16 protein-coding genes and 1 rRNA gene are annotated in these 18341 nt (G+C 53.0%); 15 read left to right on the top strand and 2 right to left on the bottom strand.

The genetic code is table 11. The annotated features are described in order from the left end of the window. Nucleotides 1-61: 61 nt before the first annotated feature. The 8 genes from USF70_RS13425 to USF70_RS13460 all read left to right on the top strand — a co-directional run bounded on the left by USF70_RS13425 (nt 62) and on the right by USF70_RS13460 (nt 7686). The gene (locus tag USF70_RS13425) at nt 62-304 is read left to right on the top strand and encodes a YhdT family protein (RefSeq protein ID WP_006178860.1); all 243 of its coding nucleotides are present in this window, start codon (nt 62-64) and stop codon (nt 302-304) included. Further along, entirely contained in the window at nt 294-1745 is a 1452-nt protein-coding gene (gene panF / locus USF70_RS13430) for a sodium/pantothenate symporter (RefSeq protein ID WP_240608713.1), read from the top strand. Before USF70_RS13425 ends, panF begins: the two co-directional genes overlap by 11 nt. A gap of 11 nt (nt 1746-1756) precedes the next feature. Next, nucleotides 1757-2638, top strand: coding sequence for a 50S ribosomal protein L11 methyltransferase (gene prmA / locus USF70_RS13435; RefSeq protein WP_039260393.1), 882 nt, complete (start codon nt 1757-1759; stop codon nt 2636-2638). Nucleotides 2639-2766: 128 nt separating this feature from the next. Next, nucleotides 2767-3507, top strand: a complete 741-nt coding sequence (locus USF70_RS13440) for a carbonic anhydrase family protein (protein ID WP_320735701.1) — start codon at nt 2767-2769, stop codon at nt 3505-3507. 330 nt (nt 3508-3837) lie between these two features. Next, on the top strand, nt 3838-4803 hold the full coding sequence (gene dusB, locus USF70_RS13445; RefSeq protein ID WP_023309409.1) for a tRNA dihydrouridine synthase DusB: 966 nt from the start codon (nt 3838-3840) through the stop codon (nt 4801-4803). Between the two features lie 23 nt (nt 4804-4826). Beyond that, nucleotides 4827-5123: a DNA-binding transcriptional regulator Fis gene (fis, locus tag USF70_RS13450; RefSeq protein ID WP_000462905.1), complete on the top strand. Its 297-nt coding sequence runs from the start codon at nt 4827-4829 to the stop codon at nt 5121-5123. 177 nt (nt 5124-5300) lie between these two features. After that, nucleotides 5301-5465, top strand: coding sequence for a DUF2556 family protein (locus tag USF70_RS13455; RefSeq protein ID WP_023309432.1), 165 nt, complete (start codon nt 5301-5303; stop codon nt 5463-5465). A gap of 139 nt (nt 5466-5604) precedes the next feature. Further along, nucleotides 5605-7686: a putative bifunctional diguanylate cyclase/phosphodiesterase gene (locus tag USF70_RS13460; protein ID WP_320735696.1), complete on the top strand. Its 2082-nt coding sequence runs from the start codon at nt 5605-5607 to the stop codon at nt 7684-7686. On the opposite strand, the gene envR is transcribed toward USF70_RS13460, so the two are convergent. After that, the gene (gene envR, locus USF70_RS13465; RefSeq protein WP_320735697.1) at nt 7602-8318 is read right to left on the bottom strand and encodes an acrEF/envCD operon transcriptional regulator; all 717 of its coding nucleotides are present in this window, start codon (nt 8316-8318) and stop codon (nt 7602-7604) included. The genes USF70_RS13460 and envR overlap by 85 nt on opposite strands. 387 nt (nt 8319-8705) lie before the next feature. Here envR and USF70_RS13470 point away from each other — a divergent pair, with 387 nt between their 5' ends. From USF70_RS13470 to USF70_RS13500, 7 genes are all read left to right on the top strand, one after another. Further along, the gene (locus tag USF70_RS13470) at nt 8706-9845 is read left to right on the top strand and encodes an efflux RND transporter periplasmic adaptor subunit (RefSeq protein WP_045888036.1); all 1140 of its coding nucleotides are present in this window, start codon (nt 8706-8708) and stop codon (nt 9843-9845) included. A gap of 11 nt (nt 9846-9856) precedes the next feature. Next, entirely contained in the window at nt 9857-12970 is a 3114-nt protein-coding gene (locus USF70_RS13475) for an efflux RND transporter permease subunit (RefSeq protein WP_320735698.1), read from the top strand. 303 nt (nt 12971-13273) lie between these two features. Continuing rightward, on the top strand, nt 13274-13495 hold the full coding sequence (locus tag USF70_RS13480; protein WP_008502867.1) for a lipoprotein: 222 nt from the start codon (nt 13274-13276) through the stop codon (nt 13493-13495). Between the two features lie 473 nt (nt 13496-13968). Next, the gene (locus USF70_RS13485) at nt 13969-14994 is read left to right on the top strand and encodes an amino acid ABC transporter substrate-binding protein (RefSeq protein WP_023333654.1); all 1026 of its coding nucleotides are present in this window, start codon (nt 13969-13971) and stop codon (nt 14992-14994) included. Nucleotides 14995-15061: 67 nt separating this feature from the next. Next, nucleotides 15062-16243, top strand: a complete 1182-nt coding sequence (locus tag USF70_RS13490; RefSeq protein WP_320735699.1) for an amino acid ABC transporter permease — start codon at nt 15062-15064, stop codon at nt 16241-16243. Between the two features lie 9 nt (nt 16244-16252). Next, on the top strand, nt 16253-17356 hold the full coding sequence (locus USF70_RS13495) for an amino acid ABC transporter permease (protein ID WP_320735702.1): 1104 nt from the start codon (nt 16253-16255) through the stop codon (nt 17354-17356). Between the two features lie 7 nt (nt 17357-17363). Further along, nucleotides 17364-18122 carry an amino acid ABC transporter ATP-binding protein gene (locus tag USF70_RS13500; protein ID WP_023309440.1) on the top strand — a complete coding sequence of 253 codons (759 nt, stop codon included), beginning with the start codon at nt 17364-17366 and terminating at the stop codon, nt 18120-18122. Nucleotides 18123-18228: 106 nt separating this feature from the next. On the opposite strand, the gene rrf is transcribed toward USF70_RS13500, so the two are convergent. Then, nucleotides 18229-18341, bottom strand: a 5S ribosomal RNA gene (rrf, locus tag USF70_RS13505); the annotation flags it as partial.

An 18341-nucleotide genomic window follows, 5' to 3' on the forward strand; every position in this document is an offset into this window, starting at 1 on the left:
TGGGGATCGCCAGGCCCCATCATGTACAATCCCCGCTTTCTTCATCCACAAGGGACAAAAAATGGACAAACGTTTTGTTCAGGCCCATAAAGAAGCGCGCTGGGCGCTGTGGCTGACCCTTCTCTATCTCGCAGCATGGTTAGTAACTGCTTACTTACCTGACTCCGCTATTGGCATCACCGGCCTGCCGCACTGGTTCGAAATGGCGTGTCTGCTGGTACCGCTGGTTTTCATCCTGCTGTGCTGGGCAATGGTGAAATTCATCTATCGCGATATTCCGCTGGAGGACGATGATGCAGCTTGAAGTCATTCTGCCGCTTATCGCTTACTTGTTAGTGGTGTTTGGTTTATCCGTTTACGCCATGCGTAAAAGAACGACGGGCACCTTCCTGAACGAGTATTTTCTGGGCAGCCGCTCGATGGGCGGCGTCGTGCTGGCCATGACGCTGACCGCGACCTATATCAGCGCCAGTTCGTTTATCGGCGGACCCGGTGCGGCCTATAAATACGGGTTAGGCTGGGTGCTGCTGGCGATGATCCAGCTTCCTGCCGTCTGGCTCTCGCTGGGCATACTGGGTAAAAAATTTGCCATTCTGGCGCGCCGTTATAATGCCGTGACGCTCAACGATATGCTGTTTGCCCGCTATCAGAGCCGTTTACTGGTGTGGCTGGCCAGCTTAAGCCTGCTGGTGGCCTTTATTGGCGCAATGACGGTGCAGTTTATCGGCGGGGCACGCCTGCTGGAAACGGCGGCAGGTATTCCCTACGAGACAGGCTTGATCATCTTCGGAGTCAGCATTGCGCTGTATACCGCGTTTGGCGGATTCCGCGCCAGCGTGCTGAACGATACGATGCAGGGCATGGTTATGCTTATCGGCACTATTGTCCTGCTGGTCGGCATCGTCCACGCCGCGGGCGGCCTGAGCCATGCGGTTGAAACGCTCGAGGCGATCGATCCAAAACTGGTTTCGCCGCAGGGCGCGGATAACATCCTTTCGCCAACCTTTATGACCTCGTTCTGGGTGTTGGTGTGCTTTGGGGTGATTGGCCTGCCGCATACCGCCGTGCGCTGTATCTCTTACAAAGACAGCAAAGCCGTGCACAGAGGTATCATTATCGGCACTATCGTTGTCGCAATCCTGATGTTTGGTATGCACCTGGCAGGCGCGTTAGGTCGGGCAGTTATTCCTGACCTTACCGTACCCGATCTGGTTATCCCAACCCTGATGGTTAAAGTGCTGCCGCCATTTGCCGCCGGGATCTTCCTCGCCGCACCGATGGCCGCCATTATGTCGACCATCAACGCTCAGCTGCTGCAAAGTTCCGCTACGATCATAAAAGATCTCTATCTGAACCTGCGTCCTGAGCAGGCAGAGAATGAACGGCGCCTGAAGCGCATGTCGGCCGTTATTACTCTGGCGTTAGGGGCATTGCTGCTGTTAGCCGCGTGGCGCCCGCCGGAGATGATCATCTGGCTGAACCTGCTGGCATTTGGTGGGCTTGAAGCGGTATTCCTGTGGCCGCTGGTGTTAGGGCTCTACTGGGAGCGCGCGAATGCCGCCGGTGCGCTGAGCGCGATGATTGTCGGCGGCGTGCTTTACGCCGTCCTCGCAACGTTTAAGATTCAGTACCTGGGCTTCCATCCGATTGTGCCTTCGTTACTGCTAAGTTTACTGGCGTTTGTGGTGGGGAACCGTTTCGGTCAGCCCGTCCCACAACCCGCTATGATTTCTACTGATAAATAAAGAGTTTTGCCATGCCGTGGATCCAACTAAAACTGAACACAACCGGCGCGAATGCCGAGGAACTGAGCGATGCGCTGATGGAGGCCGGTTCGGTCTCTATCACCTTCCAGGACACGCATGACACGCCGGTCTTTGAGCCGCTGCCGGGCGAAACCCGCCTGTGGGGCGATACCGACGTTATTGGCCTGTTTGATGCCGAAACCGATATGAAAGAGGTTGTCGCGATTCTGGAGAATCATCCTCTGCTGGGCGCAGGTTTCGTGCATAAAATCGAACAGCTGGAAGATAAAGACTGGGAACGCGAGTGGATGGATAACTTCCACCCGATGCAGTTCGGCAAACGTCTGTGGATCTGTCCGAGCTGGCGCGATGTCCCTGATGAAAGCGCAGTGAACGTGATGCTCGACCCGGGCCTGGCGTTTGGTACCGGTACTCACCCAACCACATCTCTGTGCCTGCAGTGGCTGGATGGTCTGGATCTGGACGGTAAGACAGTGATCGACTTCGGCTGCGGATCCGGGATCCTCGCGATTGCAGCCCTGAAGCTGGGCGCGGCAAAAGCCATCGGGATCGATATCGATCCGCAGGCGATTCAGGCCAGCCGCGATAATGCCGAGCGTAACGGCGTCTCCGATCGTCTGGAGCTGTATCTGCCGGATGCTCAGCCAGAAGCCATGAAAGCCGATGTGGTGGTCGCAAACATTCTGGCGGGCCCACTGCGCGAACTGGCTCCGTTAATCAGCGTGCTGCCCGTTGAGGGTGGTCTGCTGGGGCTTTCCGGTATCCTGGCAAGCCAGGCCGACAGCGTGTGTGAAGCTTACGCCGATCTCTTTGCTCTCGACCCGGTGGTGGAAAAAGAAGAGTGGTGCCGCATCACTGGCCGTAAAAAATAAGAATCTGGCGTGGTCATCTGACCACGCCTCTCACCCTCTGATAATCCTCTCTCCCCCGTTCATTCTTCGGTAAAATAACCCTACAAATCATGTTGATTTGTATTACAAAAATTCACCGGAAGAATATGATGACACACGTTACAGGCAAGGCAGCGCTGCTGGCGCTGAGCATGATTTCGGCTTCAGCATTTGCATCACACTGGAGCTATGAAGGGGAAGGTTCACCGCAACACTGGGGCGAGATGGACGAGGCATACAAGACCTGTCAAAACGGTATGAACCAGTCTCCTGTTAATATTGATTCGACCACTAACGCCCATCTCTCCCCGCTACAAACCCACTACGTTGATGGTCCTGTTACACTGACGAACAATGGCCATACCATTCAGGCAGGTGAACAGGCGAACACCCGCGATACTCTTACTCTCGATAAGCAAACCTGGACCTTACAGCAGTTCCATTTCCACGCGCCGAGCGAAAACACCGTACATGGCAAGAGATACGCGATGGAAATGCATCTGGTTCATAAAAATGCCAGTGGGGAACTGACAGTGGTGGCGGTCATGTTTGATAAAGGGGCCGCAAACCCGGAGCTTGAAAAACTGTGGCGCGTTATGCCTCAGCAGGCCGAGCAGAACGTCTCCATCAAACAGGATCTCAACCTGAACAAACTGCTGCCAAAAAATAAAACGTACTGGCGCTTTAGCGGTTCACTGACCACTCCACCGTGTTCAGAAGGCGTTACCTGGATTGTACTTAAACAGCCCCTGACGGTTTCTGCAGAACAACTTGCCAGATTCACCCAGACAATGCATCACGATAATAACCGTCCGGTACAGTCGCTGCATGGGCGCGTCGTGGTCGAATAACACGCATTTTTCGCATGACGATCATGTTCTAAAATGCGACTCAGATCGCAAAGAAGAAGGGAAATCTGCTGTTAAAAACAGCAGATTATCCCGCTTCAACGACGCATTTATTCAGAAATGATGAGAAGTTACGGGAAATTGTAAGCGCCCATAAAATAACCATTATCATATAACTTAATGATTTAAATAATGAATAATTTTGAACGGAAAGATTGGGCGGCGATTCCTTGATCTACAACAGTGGATTGTTCAAAGTTTGGCCTTTCATCTCGTGCAAAAAATGCGTAATATACGCCGCCTTGCAGTCACAGTATGGTCATTTCTTAACTCATGCGCATCGGACACCACCAGCTTAGAAATCGCCTGATCGCAGCCCCAATGGCAGGTATTACAGACCGGCCGTTCAGGACGCTGTGCTATGAGATGGGAGCCGGTTTAACCGTATCCGAGATGATGTCGTCTAACCCGCAGGTTTGGGAAAGCGATAAATCCCGCCTTCGGATGGTGCACGTCGATGAACCAGGTATTCGCACCGTGCAAATTGCCGGAAGCGTGCCTGAAGAGATGGCAGATGCCGCGCGGATTAACGTGGAAAGTGGTGCCCAGATTATTGATATCAATATGGGGTGCCCGGCCAAAAAGGTGAATCGCAAGCTTGCAGGTTCAGCCCTTCTGCAATACCCCGACCAGGTGAAAGCTATCCTGACGGCGGTTGTCAGCGCGGTGGACGTTCCTGTTACGTTGAAGATTCGCACGGGTTGGTCGCCGGAACACCGTAACTGTGTAGAGATTGCCCAACTGGCCGAAGACTGTGGCATTCAGGCCCTGACCATCCATGGACGCACTCGCGCCTGTTTGTTCAACGGTGAAGCTGAATACGACAGCATTCGGGCAGTTAAGCAGAAAGTTTCCATTCCGATTATCGCGAATGGCGACATAACTGACCCGCTTAAAGCCAGGGCTGTACTCGACTATACGGGAGCTGATGCTCTGATGATAGGACGTGCAGCTCAGGGAAGACCCTGGATCTTCCGGGAAATCCAGCATTATCTGGACACTGGGGAGCTGCTTGCCCCGCTGCCTCTGGCAGAGGTTAAGCGCTTGCTTTGTTCGCATGTTCGGGAACTGCATGACCACTACGGTCAGGCAAAAGGGTACCGAATTGCGCGTAAACACGTCTCCTGGTATCTCCAGGAGCACGCTCCAGATGACCAGTTTCGGCGCACATTCAACGCCATAGAGGATGCCAGCGTACAGCTGGAGGCGTTGGAGGCATACTTCGAAAATCTTGCGTAATGAAATAAAGAGCTGACAGAACTATGTTCGAACAACGCGTAAATTCTGACGTACTGACCGTTTCTACCGTTAACTCTCAGGACCAGGTAACTCAAAAGCCCCTGCGTGACTCGGTTAAACAGGCACTGAAGAACTATTTTGCTCAACTGAACGGTCAGGATGTTAATGACCTGTATGAGCTGGTACTGGCTGAAGTTGAACAGCCACTGTTGGACATGGTGATGCAATACACCCGCGGTAACCAAACCCGCGCTGCGCTGATGATGGGTATCAACCGTGGTACTCTGCGTAAGAAACTGAAAAAATACGGCATGAACTGATACTAATCAGTTAAATGCTTGTTTAAAAAGGCGCTCTTCGGCATGGGGAAGCGCCTTTTTTATTACCTGCGCTTCTCCGTCAACGCATTGTAAACCTTCGCCTCTCCTGCTTTTCAACCCCAGTTTTTCGTGTATATTTCCCCCACCTTACTGGCGATTTTCTCGCGGAATGACACAATGATTCGTAAATACTGGTGGCTGGTTGTCTTTGCAATCTCCGTTCTCATTTTCGATACACTCCTTATGCAGTGGATTGAACTGATGAGCACCGAAACCGATAAGTGTCGCAATATGAACTCCGTCAATCCGCTGAAACTCGTGAACTGCTCAGAGCTCGACTAACCGCCCGATTGCGCAAATCACCCCGTTATTACCCACTAAAAACGGGGATTTAAATCCCTTTGAGCCATTACCTGACGGTGATAATGTCTCGCCCTTCTCAACCGCTCTAGCGTAACCCCACACTCGAGTAGAACCGTCCATGCTGGTCAGCCAATACAACCCTATCCTTGTCGTCCTCTCCTTTGTTGTTGCCATTCTTGCTGCGTATACCGCGCTGAACATGGCTGCACGCGTCGCCGGGAGTGAAGGTGTCGCTGCCCGCGTCTGGCTGGCTGGCGGCGGTATTGCTATGGGGATTGGCGTGTGGGCCATGCATTTTATCGGCATGCTGGCGATGGACCTCTCCATGAGCATGAGCTACAACGCCACCCTGACGGTATTATCTATGGTCATCGCCGTGGGTTCGTCGCTGTTTGCGCTATGGCTTGTGAGCTGCGAGCAACTACGCCTGCGCCGACTGCTGCCCGGCGCGCTGGTGATGGGGAGCGGTATTGTGGCCATGCATTACACCGGCATGGCGGCGCTGGAGGTGATGCCCGGGATAATCTGGGACAAGGTCTGGGTGGCCATTTCGATCGTGATTGCGCTTGCCGCTTCGCTCGCGGCATTATGGCTGACCTTCCGCCTGCGTCGCGAAGCCGCGCAGGTCGTGCTGATGCGCATGGGTGCCGCCATCACGATGGGCATTGCCATTGCCGGCATGCACTATGCCGGGATGAAAGCGGCGCAGTTTCCGATGTCCACAATGGTTCACCATGAGGGTATCAACGGGAGCTGGCTGGCGGTTCTGGTCAGCGTGGTCGCGCTCTCAATTCTTGGGATCACCCTGCTGGTGTCGATGCTGGATGCCCGCCTTCAGGCACGCACCGCCCTGCTGGCCTCGTCGCTGGCAGAAGCTAACCGGGAACTCGCTCAGCTGGCGCTACACGATACCCTGACGCGTCTGCCCAACCGTATCCTGCTGGAAGACAGACTCGATCAGGCCATCAGCAAAGCCGATCGTGAAGGGAATCACTTTGCCCTGATGTTCATGGATCTTGACGGCTTTAAAGCCATCAATGATGCCTACGGCCATGATGTCGGTGACAGGCTGCTGGTCGCCGTTACGCAGCGCCTGCTGCTTCTCCTGAAGGGCCAGTTCACCCTTGCACGCATCGGCGGTGATGAATTTGTTCTGCTGGCAGAGGGAGAAGGTCCGGACGACGCGGCATCGCTGGCGAATTCGCTGGTGCGCGCGATCGATAGCCCCTTCAATCTCAGCCCCTATGAACTGGTGGTGACCCTCAGCATTGGTATCGCGCTGTACCCTCACGACGGCAAAACCGAGCGTGAGCTGATGTTTAACGCCGACGCGGCGATGTATCACACGAAGCATATGGGCCGTAACGGTTACCACTTTTTCCAGCCCTCCATGAACACCCTGGCGCAAACCCATCTCCAGTTAATGAACGATCTGTGGATGGCAATCGATCGCAATGAGCTGCGCCTGCTGTATCAGCCAAAATTTCACGCCCCGGCGGGCCCGGTCCTCGGATTCGAGGCGTTATTGCGCTGGCAGCATCCTAAGCAGGGGCTACTGACGCCGGACCTTTTTCTGCCGCTGGCGGAAAAAACGGGGCTAATCGTCCCCATTGGCAACTGGGTGATTCATGAAGCCTGTCGTCAGCTGCGGAAATGGCATCTCCAGGGGCATCAAAGCTGGTCAATGGCGGTAAACCTGTCGACACTGCAGTTTGAACAACCTTCGCTGGTTAAAACGGTTCTCGACTGCCTGGCACTTCACCAGGTGCCACCGGAAATGTTGATCCTCGAAGTGACGGAAACCACGGCGATGAGCAACCCGGATGAGAGCGTACGCGTGCTGACAGAGCTGACGGATGCAGGCGTGAAGGCCTCCATTGATGATTTTGGCACCGGATATTCGAGCCTGCTGTACCTCAAGCGCTTACCGGCCTGCGAATTGAAAATCGACAGGGCGTTTGTGAAAGAGCTCAGCGGCGAGAGCGAGGATGCCACTATTGTCTCAGCAATTGTGGCTCTCGCTAAAACACTTAACCTGAAAGTTGTGGCTGAAGGTGTGGAAACCGAAGCGCAGCAAGCCTTTTTAACCGAGCTTGGCTGTAACACCCTTCAAGGTTATCTGTTAGGTAAACCCGTCAGCGCGCAGACCATAGAGGCACTTTGTGCCCGAGGGGAAATGTTACCCGGCGCTGAGCAGTAAGCATCATCCGGCGACACGCGAATAACCGGGAGTGTCGCCAGTATGCTATCGACCAGAGCGGGAGCCTGCTGATAAAGATTAAAACTGTCGTTATTCATTAACCAGTTTTTAATTATTCCGCTAAAAAAACCGTGGAATACAATCAAGGTGAGTTCAACATTCACCTGTGGCGAAATGATGTTTCGCGAAATACAGGTCTCCAGCGCGGCGCGTAGCGTGTCATCGTTGAATCCGATACGCTTTCTGATTTCGCGCTCAGAAATCATATCACTGCTAAATTCACACTTATGATACAGAATTTGTAAAAGCGCACATTGCCGGGGTTCATGGGCAATATATTGCAGCGCGGTAATAAATTGCTCACGAAGTTTTAACAATGGATCGTCACTATCGGAAAGGGAAAGCCTGTCGTGAATAATGTCGCGAAGCGGTAATTGGTGTTCCCAGATGGCATTAAATATTTCAGATTTACTGGTGAAGTGCCAGTAGATCGCGCCGCGCGTCACCTTAGCGGCATCAGCGATATCCGTCAGCGTCGTGCTGGCTACGCCACGCGTGGCAAACTGTCCGATAGCCGCCTCAATCAGCTGCTGCCGGGTTTGTTGAGCCTCTTCTTTCTTTTTACGCGCCATAGGCAACTACTCGTTACTCACAAGGTTTAAAGGTCATATTGCGTTCATGCAAATGTAAGTATTCACTAAAATCCGTTTTAATTTTGCACAAAAAAAGTCACCCCTCTTGATTTATAATTAATACAAATACATCCAATCAATTAAATTGACGAAATGAATAATTATAAAATATTAAACTCATTTACCTGATTAACATGCCTGAACTATATCCCAGAATGAAGCCGGTCTGATTCTGATTTTCTTCTATAAGCATGGTCATTCGCACTTATAAATTAAAAAACATTAAATACCCTCATTATTATACGCAGCTACATTTTATTTTTATCCCTCTGCCCCTGCTACCGATTCGCGGCATATATCGGTGAATGGGTATTTAAAGGAACAGTAATGACGAATCATTTCAGACGTTTGCCCTTATCCGGTTTCATTGTCTGCGCGGTACTGCTCACTGGATGCGATGGTCAGGAAAATCAACAGCAACACCAGCAGGCGCCTCAGGTCAGCGTGCATATTGTGAAAAGCGCGCCTCTGGCGGTCACCACTGAACTCCCGGGCAGAACAGATGCATTTCGCGTTGCGGAGGTTCGTCCTCAGGTTAGCGGCATTATCCTGCGCCGTAACTTCGCGGAGGGTAGCGATGTAAAAGCGGGCGAGTCACTTTACCAGATTGATCCTGCGCCCTATCAGGCAGCCTATGACAGCGCGAAAGGCGAACTGGCGAAGGCTCAGGCGGCGGCCAATATTGCGCACCTGACGGTGAAACGTTATCTCCCGCTGGTAGGCACCCAGTATGTCAGTAAGCAGGAGTATGACCAGGCCGTGGCGACGGCTCAGCAGGCAGATGCCAGCGTGGTTGCCGCAAAAGCGGGTGTTGAGAGCGCACGTATCAACCTTGCCTACACCAAAGTGACCTCTCCGGTTGATGGTCGTATCGGGAAATCCAGCGTGACCGAAGGGGCGCTGGTGACGAACGGGCAAGCCGCAGCGCTGGCAACGGTCCAGCTGCTCGATCCGATTTATGTTGATGTCACCCAGTCCAGTAATGATTTTATGCGCCTGAAACAAACGAGCCTGCAAAAAGGTGATATCGCCAGCAACGTTGAGCTGCTGATGGAGAACGGGCAGCCCTACCCGCTAAAAGGCACATTGCAGTTCTCTGACGTCACGGTCGATGAAAGTACCGGCTCGATCACCCTGCGCGCCATTTTCCGGAACCCTCAGCATCTGTTGTTACCCGGCATGTTTGTTCGCGCCCGCATTGATGAAGGCACCCAGCCGGATGCGATTCTGGTACCACAGCAAGGCGTGACCCGTACACCGCGAGGCGATGCAACCGTGCTGGTGGTGAACGATAAAAACCAGGTTGAGCCGCGAACCGTCGTGGCCCCTCAGGCAATTGGCGATCGCTGGCTGGTGACGGAAGGGCTGAAAAACGGTGACCGCGTGATAGTCAGCGGGCTACAGAAAGTCAGACCCGGGGTAACCGTCGTCGCCACGCCTGATATCACCACGACGCCAGCCGGTTAAGGGACGACGACATGGCTAATTTCTTTATTCAGAGACCGGTTTTCGCCTGGGTACTTGCCATCATTTTGATGATTGCAGGCGGGCTGGCCATTCTCAAACTTCCCGTCGCACAGTATCCGACCATTGCTCCTCCCGCCGTGGCGATATCCGCGACTTACCCGGGAGCGGACGCTCAAACGGTGCAGGATACCGTGACCCAGGTTATCGAACAGAACATGAACGGTATCGATAAGCTGATGTATATGTCCTCCACCAGCGATTCGGCGGGTAACGTCACCATCACCCTGACCTTCGAGTCAGGAACCGATCCGGACATCGCCCAGGTACAGGTGCAGAACAAGCTGCAGCTCGCCATGCCGCTGCTGCCGCAAGAGGTTCAGCAGCAAGGGATTGGCGTGGAGAAATCCAGCAGCAGCTTCCTGCTGGTCGCCGGCTTTGTTTCAGACAACAAAAATCTCACGCAGAATGACATCTCTGACTATGTCGCTTCGAACGTTAAAGATGCCATCAGCCGAACGTCTGGCGTCGGTGACGTTCAGCTGTTTGGCGCTCAGTATGCGATGCGCATCTGGCTCGACAGCAACGCGATGAACAAATACCAGCTGACGCCGCAGGATATTATCAACCAGCTGAAAACGCAGAACGACCAGATAGCGGCAGGCCAGCTGGGCGGAACGCCGTCCATTCCCGGGCAACAGCTGAATGCCTCAATCATCGCGCAAACCCGCCTGAAATCACCGGAAGAGTTTGGCCGCGTGACGCTCAAGGTGAATCAGGACGGCTCGATGGTTCATCTGAAGGACGTGGCTCGTATTGAGCTGGGTGGCGAAAACTACAACATGGTCACTAAAATCAACGGGCAGGCGGCAACCGGCCTGGGGATTAAGCTGGCAACCGGGGCAAATGCGCTGGACACCGCGGCAGCCATTAAGAGCAAGCTGGCGCAACTGCAGCAGTTCTTCCCGCAGGGGCTGAAAGTTGTCTATCCCTATGACACCACCCCTTTTGTGAAAATCTCCATTCACGAAGTGGTGAAGACCCTGTTTGAAGCAATCATTCTCGTCTTCCTGGTCATGTACCTGTTCCTGCAAAACCTGCGGGCGACGCTCATCCCGACTATCGCGGTGCCGGTCGTTCTGCTGGCTACCTTTGCGGTTCTGGCGGCATTCGGTTTCTCCATCAACACCCTGACGATGTTCGGTATGGTGCTGGCGATAGGTCTGCTGGTCGATGATGCTATCGTGGTCGTTGAGAACGTTGAACGCGTCATGGTCGAAGACAAACTGCCGCCGAAAGAGGCCACGCAGAAGTCGATGGTGCAGATCCAGGGTGCACTGGTGGGGATCGCCATGGTGCTCTCGGCGGTCTTTATTCCGATGGCCTTTTTTGGCGGCTCGACGGGGGCGATCTATCGTCAGTTCTCGCTGACTATCGTTTCCGCTATGGCGTTGTCCGTACTGGTTGCGCTAATCCTGACGCCCGCACTCTGCGCAACGTTGCTTAAGCCCGTATCCGGCGACCATCATGAGAAGAAAGGTGGCTTCTTCGGCTGGTTTAATGCGCTCTTTGATAAAAGCGTGGAGCACTACAGCAACAGCGTGAGCGGTATTTTGCGTAAGACAGGGCGCTATCTGGCGGTGTACGTCATTATCGTCGGTGGGATGGCGGTGCTCTTCCTGCGCTTGCCTACCTCCTTCCTGCCCGAAGAGGATCAGGGGGTGTTTATGACGATGGTTCAACTCCCGGCGGGTGCAACCCAGACGCGTACTCAGCAGGTCCTCGATCAGGTTCAGGATTACTATCTGAACAACGAAAAGGCGAACGTGGAATCCGTCTTTACCGTAAACGGCTTTAGCTTTAGCGGCCAGGGTCAGAACGCCGGTATCGCCTTCGTCAGCCTGAAGCCCTGGGAGGAGCGCCCGGGGGCGGAAAACGGCGTTGAAGCCATTGTGGGTCGCGCGACAAAAGCCTTCAGTCAAATTACAGATGGCCTCGTGTTCCCGTTTAACCTGCCTGCAATTATCGAACTGGGTACCGCCACGGGCTTCGATTTTGAATTGATCGATCAGGCCAACCTGGGGCATACCCAGCTGACGCAGGCGCGTAACCAACTGCTCAGCATGGTGCATGAGCACCCTGACCTGCTGGTTCGCGTGCGCCCTAACGGTCTTGAAGATACGCCTCAGTTCAAGCTGGATGTCGATCAGGAGAAAGCGCAGGCGCTGGGCGTCAGCCTTTCTGACGTCAACCAGACGATTTCGACGGCCTTAGGTGGCACCTATGTGAACGACTTTATCGATCATGGGCGCGTGAAAAAGGTCTACGTACAGGCCGACGCAAAATTCCGTATGTTGCCGGGAGATATTAATAACCTTTACGTGCGCAGCGCGAATGGGGAAATGGTCCCGTTCTCCGCCTTCAGCAACGCTCGCTGGGTGTACGGTTCACCTCGTCTGGAGCGCTATAACGGGATGCCCTCTATGGAGATCCTGGGTGAATCAGCCCCGGGTAAAAGCACCGGTGAGGCCATGGCTATGATGGAAAGTCTCGCGGCAAAACTGCCTTCCGGCATCGGCTATGACTGGACGGGGATGTCTTATCAGGAGCGGCTCTCGGGTAACCAGGCGCCTGCCCTGTACGCCATTTCACTGATCGTGGTGTTCCTGTGCCTGGCTGCGCTGTATGAAAGCTGGTCCATTCCGTTCTCCGTTATGCTGGTTGTGCCGCTTGGGGTCATTGGGGCTCTTCTCGCAGCGTCGCTGCGCGGGTTAAACAATGACGTCTATTTCCAGGTCGGCCTGCTGACGACGATTGGTTTATCGGCGAAAAACGCCATCCTGATCGTCGAATTTGCTAAAGACCTGATGGATAAAGAAGGCAAAGGCATTATTGAAGCCACGCTGGAAGCTTCCAGGATGCGCCTTCGACCGATCCTGATGACGTCCCTGGCCTTTATTCTTGGCGTCATGCCGCTGGTGATCAGCACCGGGGCCGGGAGCGGCGCGCAAAACGCCGTCGGTACGGGCGTTATGGGGGGAATGCTTTCCGCAACGCTTCTGGCGATTTTCTTCGTGCCCGTTTTCTTTGTGGTTGTTCGGCGACGGTTTACTCACCATAAAGGTTAATGTTTCCCTGAAAAGGCACCTCTGGTGCCTTTTTATTTTTAACTTAAACAACCAATTAGGTTTTACATAAAGGAAGCATTAAGAATATGATGATTTGCATTAAGTAAAAACAGTCTCTTGCAACTCCATAATGTCTCCATTAATTCCTCCTGAAACCGACTTTTCTCCACGATTTTTACAAACTACATAATTTGAGATTATTCCTCGTGTAACGAGGACTTACCCCGGTGGTAAAATAACCTCCAGTTCGTTAATAGCCCTCCTGGCTTTATAGCGGATGAGAAATAATACTGAGGTAACATCATGAAAAGATTCATTTCCGTTGCACTTCTCGCTGCGCTGCTTGCTGGTTGCGCGCACGATTCTCCATGTGTACCGGTTTACGACGATCAGGGCCGACTGGTTCATACCAATACCTGTATGAAAGGCACCACCCAGGATAACTGGGAGACTGCGGGTGCTATCGCCGGCGGTGCTGCCGCAGTAGCGGGTTTAACACTGGGTATTGTTGCCCTCACGAAGTAACATCTATTGAGAAAGCGCGGCTCTGGCCGCGCTTTTGCTTCTAATGAGTGCAATATTTTCAAATAAGTAAAAAAATAGCCCTGTAAATATTCACTAAATTAATCTAAGCCTGAAGTCAGTCACAACTTTTTCGCATATTCATTCAAATTACTTATTCTATCGTGATGATTTTCACACATTAAGATTATTGAATACCCTGCCAATATTCACGCTGAAAACTATCTCTTCTTTTTCCTGACCCGACTCGCAACTTTTGCTCCGATTTGTGGCACAGGTTGTAATTTCGCACCGTTTCGGGGCGCTCGTTTTATTTAAGCCTGTCTACACTCAGCATTAAGCGTTCACTCGTCTCTTATTTTGTCGAACGCAAAACTGGCATTACGTTTGCTTTATAAACGTTGGCCAAAGCCACAGACAGGTAAAGCGTTTAAAAACGCCTCTATAACGATAAATTTCGCCACACAGGATGCATTATGAAAAAGACGATGATAGCCAGCCTGGCCGCTGCAGGCATGTTGTTTGCCGTAGCCGGTCAAGCCCATGCGGGAACGACACTGGATGCCGTTAAAAAGAAAGGTTTTGTTCAATGTGGTATCAGTGACGGTTTGCCTGGCTTCTCTTATGCCGATGCGAACGGCAAATTTACCGGTATTGATGTGGATGTCTGCCGTGGCGTTGCAGCCGCCGTTTTTGGCGATGACAGCAAAGTAAAATATACCCCGCTGACGGCGAAAGAACGCTTTACTGCGCTGCAGTCCGGCGAGGTCGACATGCTCTCCCGTAATACCACCTGGACTTCCTCCCGTGATGCCGGCATGGGGATGTCATTTACGGGCGTGACCTATTATGACGGCATCGGCTTCCTGACCCACAATAAAGCGGGCCTGAAAAGCGCCAAGGAACTGGATGGCGCCACCGTTTGTATCCAGGCGGGCACCGATACCGAGCTGAACGTCGCGGATTATTTCAAAGCGAACAACATGAAATACACCCCGGTGACATTCGACCGCTCGGATGAATCGGCCAAAGCGCTGGAATCCGGCCGTTGCGACACGCTGGCCTCTGACCAGTCACAGCTGTATGCCTTACGCATTAAGCTGAGCAACCCGGCAGAGTGGATTGTCCTGCCTGAAGTCATCTCCAAAGAGCCTCTCGGCCCCGTCGTTCGTCGTGGCGATGAAGACTGGTTCTCCATCGTTCGCTGGACGCTGTTTGCCATGCTGAACGCAGAAGAGATGGGCATCAACTCTAAAAACGTTGATGAGAAAGCCGCTAAGCCATCCAACCCGGATATGGCACACCTGCTCGGTAAAGAAGGTGATTTCGGCAAGGATCTGAAGCTGGATAACAAGTGGGCTTACAACATCATCAAACAGGTGGGCAACTACTCTGAGATCTTTGAACGCAACGTGGGATCGGAAAGCCCGCTGAAGATCAAACGCGGCCAGAACAATCTCTGGAACAACGGCGGTATTCAGTACGCACCACCAGTTCGTTAAGTCATAGCTGTAACGGGCACTGCTCCGGCAGTGCCCACTCCAGAGTCATGGTTACTGAGGTTTCTTTATGTCCCATCGCCGCTCAGCCGTAAAAGGATCGCTATCCTTTTCTCATCCCGCGGTCCGCGCCTGGCTATTCCAGATTATTGCTATTGTTGCGGTTGTTCTCATCGCCGTGTATCTCATCCATAACACCATCACCAACCTGAATAACCGCGGCATTACTTCCGGTTTCGCGTTTTTAGATCGCAGCGCGGGGTTCGGTATTGTTCAGCACCTTATTGATTACCAGGAAGGTGACACGTACGGACGCGTGTTCGTGGTCGGTTTACTGAATACGCTGTTGGTATCGGCGTTTTGTATCGTCTTCGCGTCGATACTGGGCTTCTTTATTGGCCTGGCGCGTCTTTCTGAAAACTGGCTTCTGCGGAAACTGTCGACTGTTTACATCGAGACGTTCCGCAATATCCCCCCGCTCCTGCAGATCTTCTTCTGGTATTTCGCCGTACTGCGTAACCTTCCCGGTCCCCGCCAGGCCGTCGACGCGTTTGAGCTGTTTTTCCTCAGTAACCGTGGGTTGTCCATTCCTTCTCCTCAACCGGGTGAAGGACTGTACGCTTTTATCGGCGCGATTGTGATAGCGCTTGCGCTCTCTGCGGGGGTATTCCGTTTTAACCGCAAGCATCAGATCAAAACCGGTCAGCTTCGTAGAACCTGGCCCACGGCAGTTGTTCTGATCGTTAGCCTGCCGCTAATTGCACACTGGCTGTTCGGGGCCGCTTTGCACTGGGATATTCCACATCTGCGGGGCTTTAACTTTCAGGGCGGGATGGTATTAATTCCCGAGCTGGCAGCCCTGACGCTGGCGCTGTCGATTTATACGTCCGCGTTTATCGCAGAGATTATCCGTGCAGGGATCCAGGCCGTTCCTTATGGGCAGCACGAGGCGGCACGCTCGCTGGGATTACCCCATACCGTGACGCTTCGCCAGGTCATCATTCCGCAGGCTTTACGGGTCATCATTCCTCCCCTGACCAGCCAGTATCTCAATATTGTCAAAAACTCGTCGCTGGCCGCTGCGATTGGTTATCCGGATATGGTGTCACTCTTCGCCGGAACCGTGCTTAACCAGACCGGACAAGCCATTGAAACCATCGCCATCACGATGTCTGTCTATCTGATCATCAGCCTGGTGATTTCACTACTGATGAACCTTTATAACCGCCGTATAGCACTGGTCGAGCGCTAAGGATCTATGATGACAAAAGCGATACTGTCGCACGCCTCGCGCCCTGCCAACTCGACAGGTGGACGTTTCATTCTGTGGGCGCGTAAGAATCTGTTCTCCAGCTGGAGTAACAGCCTGCTGACGATTGTCTGCCTGTGGCTCATGTGGGAATTGATTCCTCCCCTGCTGAACTGGGCGTTTTTACAGGCCAACTGGGTCGGTTCAACCCGAGCTGACTGCACAAAAGCCGGCGCCTGCTGGGTGTTTATTCATGAACGTTTCGGTCAGTTCATGTATGGATTGTATCCCCATGAACAGCGCTGGCGGATAAATCTGGCGCTGGTTATCGGCCTGCTCTCTGTCGCGGCTATGTTCTGGAAAAAGCTGCCACATCGTGGACGCTATATTGCGGCCTGGGCCGTAGTTTATCCGATTATTGTCTGGGTACTGTTGTATGGCGGTTTCCTGGGACTGGAACGCGTTGAAACACGCCAGTGGGGCGGGCTGACGCTGACGCTGATTATCGCTTCAGTGGGGATAGCCGGTGCTTTACCGTGGGGGATTTTACTGGCCCTGGGACGGCGTTCAAAAATGCCGATCGTCCGCGTGCTCTCCGTTATCTTCATTGAGTTCTGGCGCGGCGTACCGCTTATCACCGTTCTGTTTATGTCATCGGTCATGCTGCCGCTGTTTATGGCAGAGGGAACAACCATCGACAAGCTGATCCGAGCCCTGGTGGGGGTGATTCTCTTCCAGTCCGCCTATGTCGCTGAAGTTGTACGTGGTGGTCTGCAAGCGTTACCTAAAGGTCAGTACGAAGCGGCTGAATCACTGGCTCTCGGTTACTGGAAAACGCAGGGACTGGTCATTCTTCCACAAGCACTCAAGCTGGTCATTCCGGGTCTGGTCAACACGATCATTGCCCTCTTCAAGGATACCAGCCTGGTGATCATCATCGGATTGTTCGATCTCTTTAGCAGCGTGCAACAGGCAACCGTTGACCCTGTCTGGCTGGGTATGTCCACCGAAGGATATGTCTTTGCTGCCCTGATCTACTGGATCTTTTGTTTTAGCATGTCGCGCTACAGCCAGCATCTGGAAAAGCGCTTTAACACCGGGCGTACACCGCACTGAGGAAATTATGAGCCAAATAACTATGACACCCGCCGACGCGATGATTACGCTGGAAAATGTGAATAAATGGTACGGACAATTTCATGTCCTGAGGGACATTAATCTTAAGGTAAAGCAGGGAGAACGCATCGTCCTTTGCGGCCCTTCGGGCTCCGGAAAATCCACAACCATTCGCTGTATTAATCATCTTGAAGAACATCAGCAAGGACGCATTGTGGTTGATGGTATCGAGCTGAATGAAGATATCCGCAATATCGAACGCGTACGTCAGGAAGTAGGAATGGTATTTCAGCACTTTAATCTGTTTCCGCACCTGACCGTTCTGCAGAACTGTACGCTTGCGCCGATTTGGGTACGAAAGATGCCGAAAAAGGAAGCGGAGGCGTTGGCAATGCACTACCTTGAACGCGTACGTATCGCAGAGCATGCCAATAAGTTCCCTGGCCAGATATCGGGTGGCCAACAGCAACGTGTGGCGATCGCGCGATCGCTGTGTATGAAACCGAAAATTATGCTGTTTGATGAACCGACATCTGCCCTCGATCCGGAAATGGTAAAAGAGGTTCTGGACACCATGATTGGGCTGGCACAATCCGGCATGACCATGCTGTGTGTGACGCATGAGATGGGGTTTGCGCGAACCGTGGCCGACCGGGTGATCTTTATGGACCGCGGTGAGATTGTCGAACAGGCGCCGCCGGATGAGTTCTTTGCGCATCCGAAGTCAGAACGTACGCGAGCATTTCTGTCGCAGGTGATTCATTAGTTGTTTGCTCTGCCGGGTGGAGGCTTCGCCTTACCCGGCCTACCGTTTTTTCGGCGCATAAACGCAAAAAGGCCATCCTTTCGGATGGCCTTCTCACTTATTTGATGTCTGGCAGTTCCCTACTCTCACATGGGGAGACCCCACACTACCATCGGCGCTACGGCGTTTCACTTCTGAGTTCGGCATGGGGTCAGGTGGGACCACCGCGCTAAAGCCGCC

The organism is Enterobacter sp. 237C8, assembly GCF_034106865.1.
GTDB classification, from domain to species: domain Bacteria; phylum Pseudomonadota; class Gammaproteobacteria; order Enterobacterales; family Enterobacteriaceae; genus Enterobacter; species Enterobacter asburiae_B.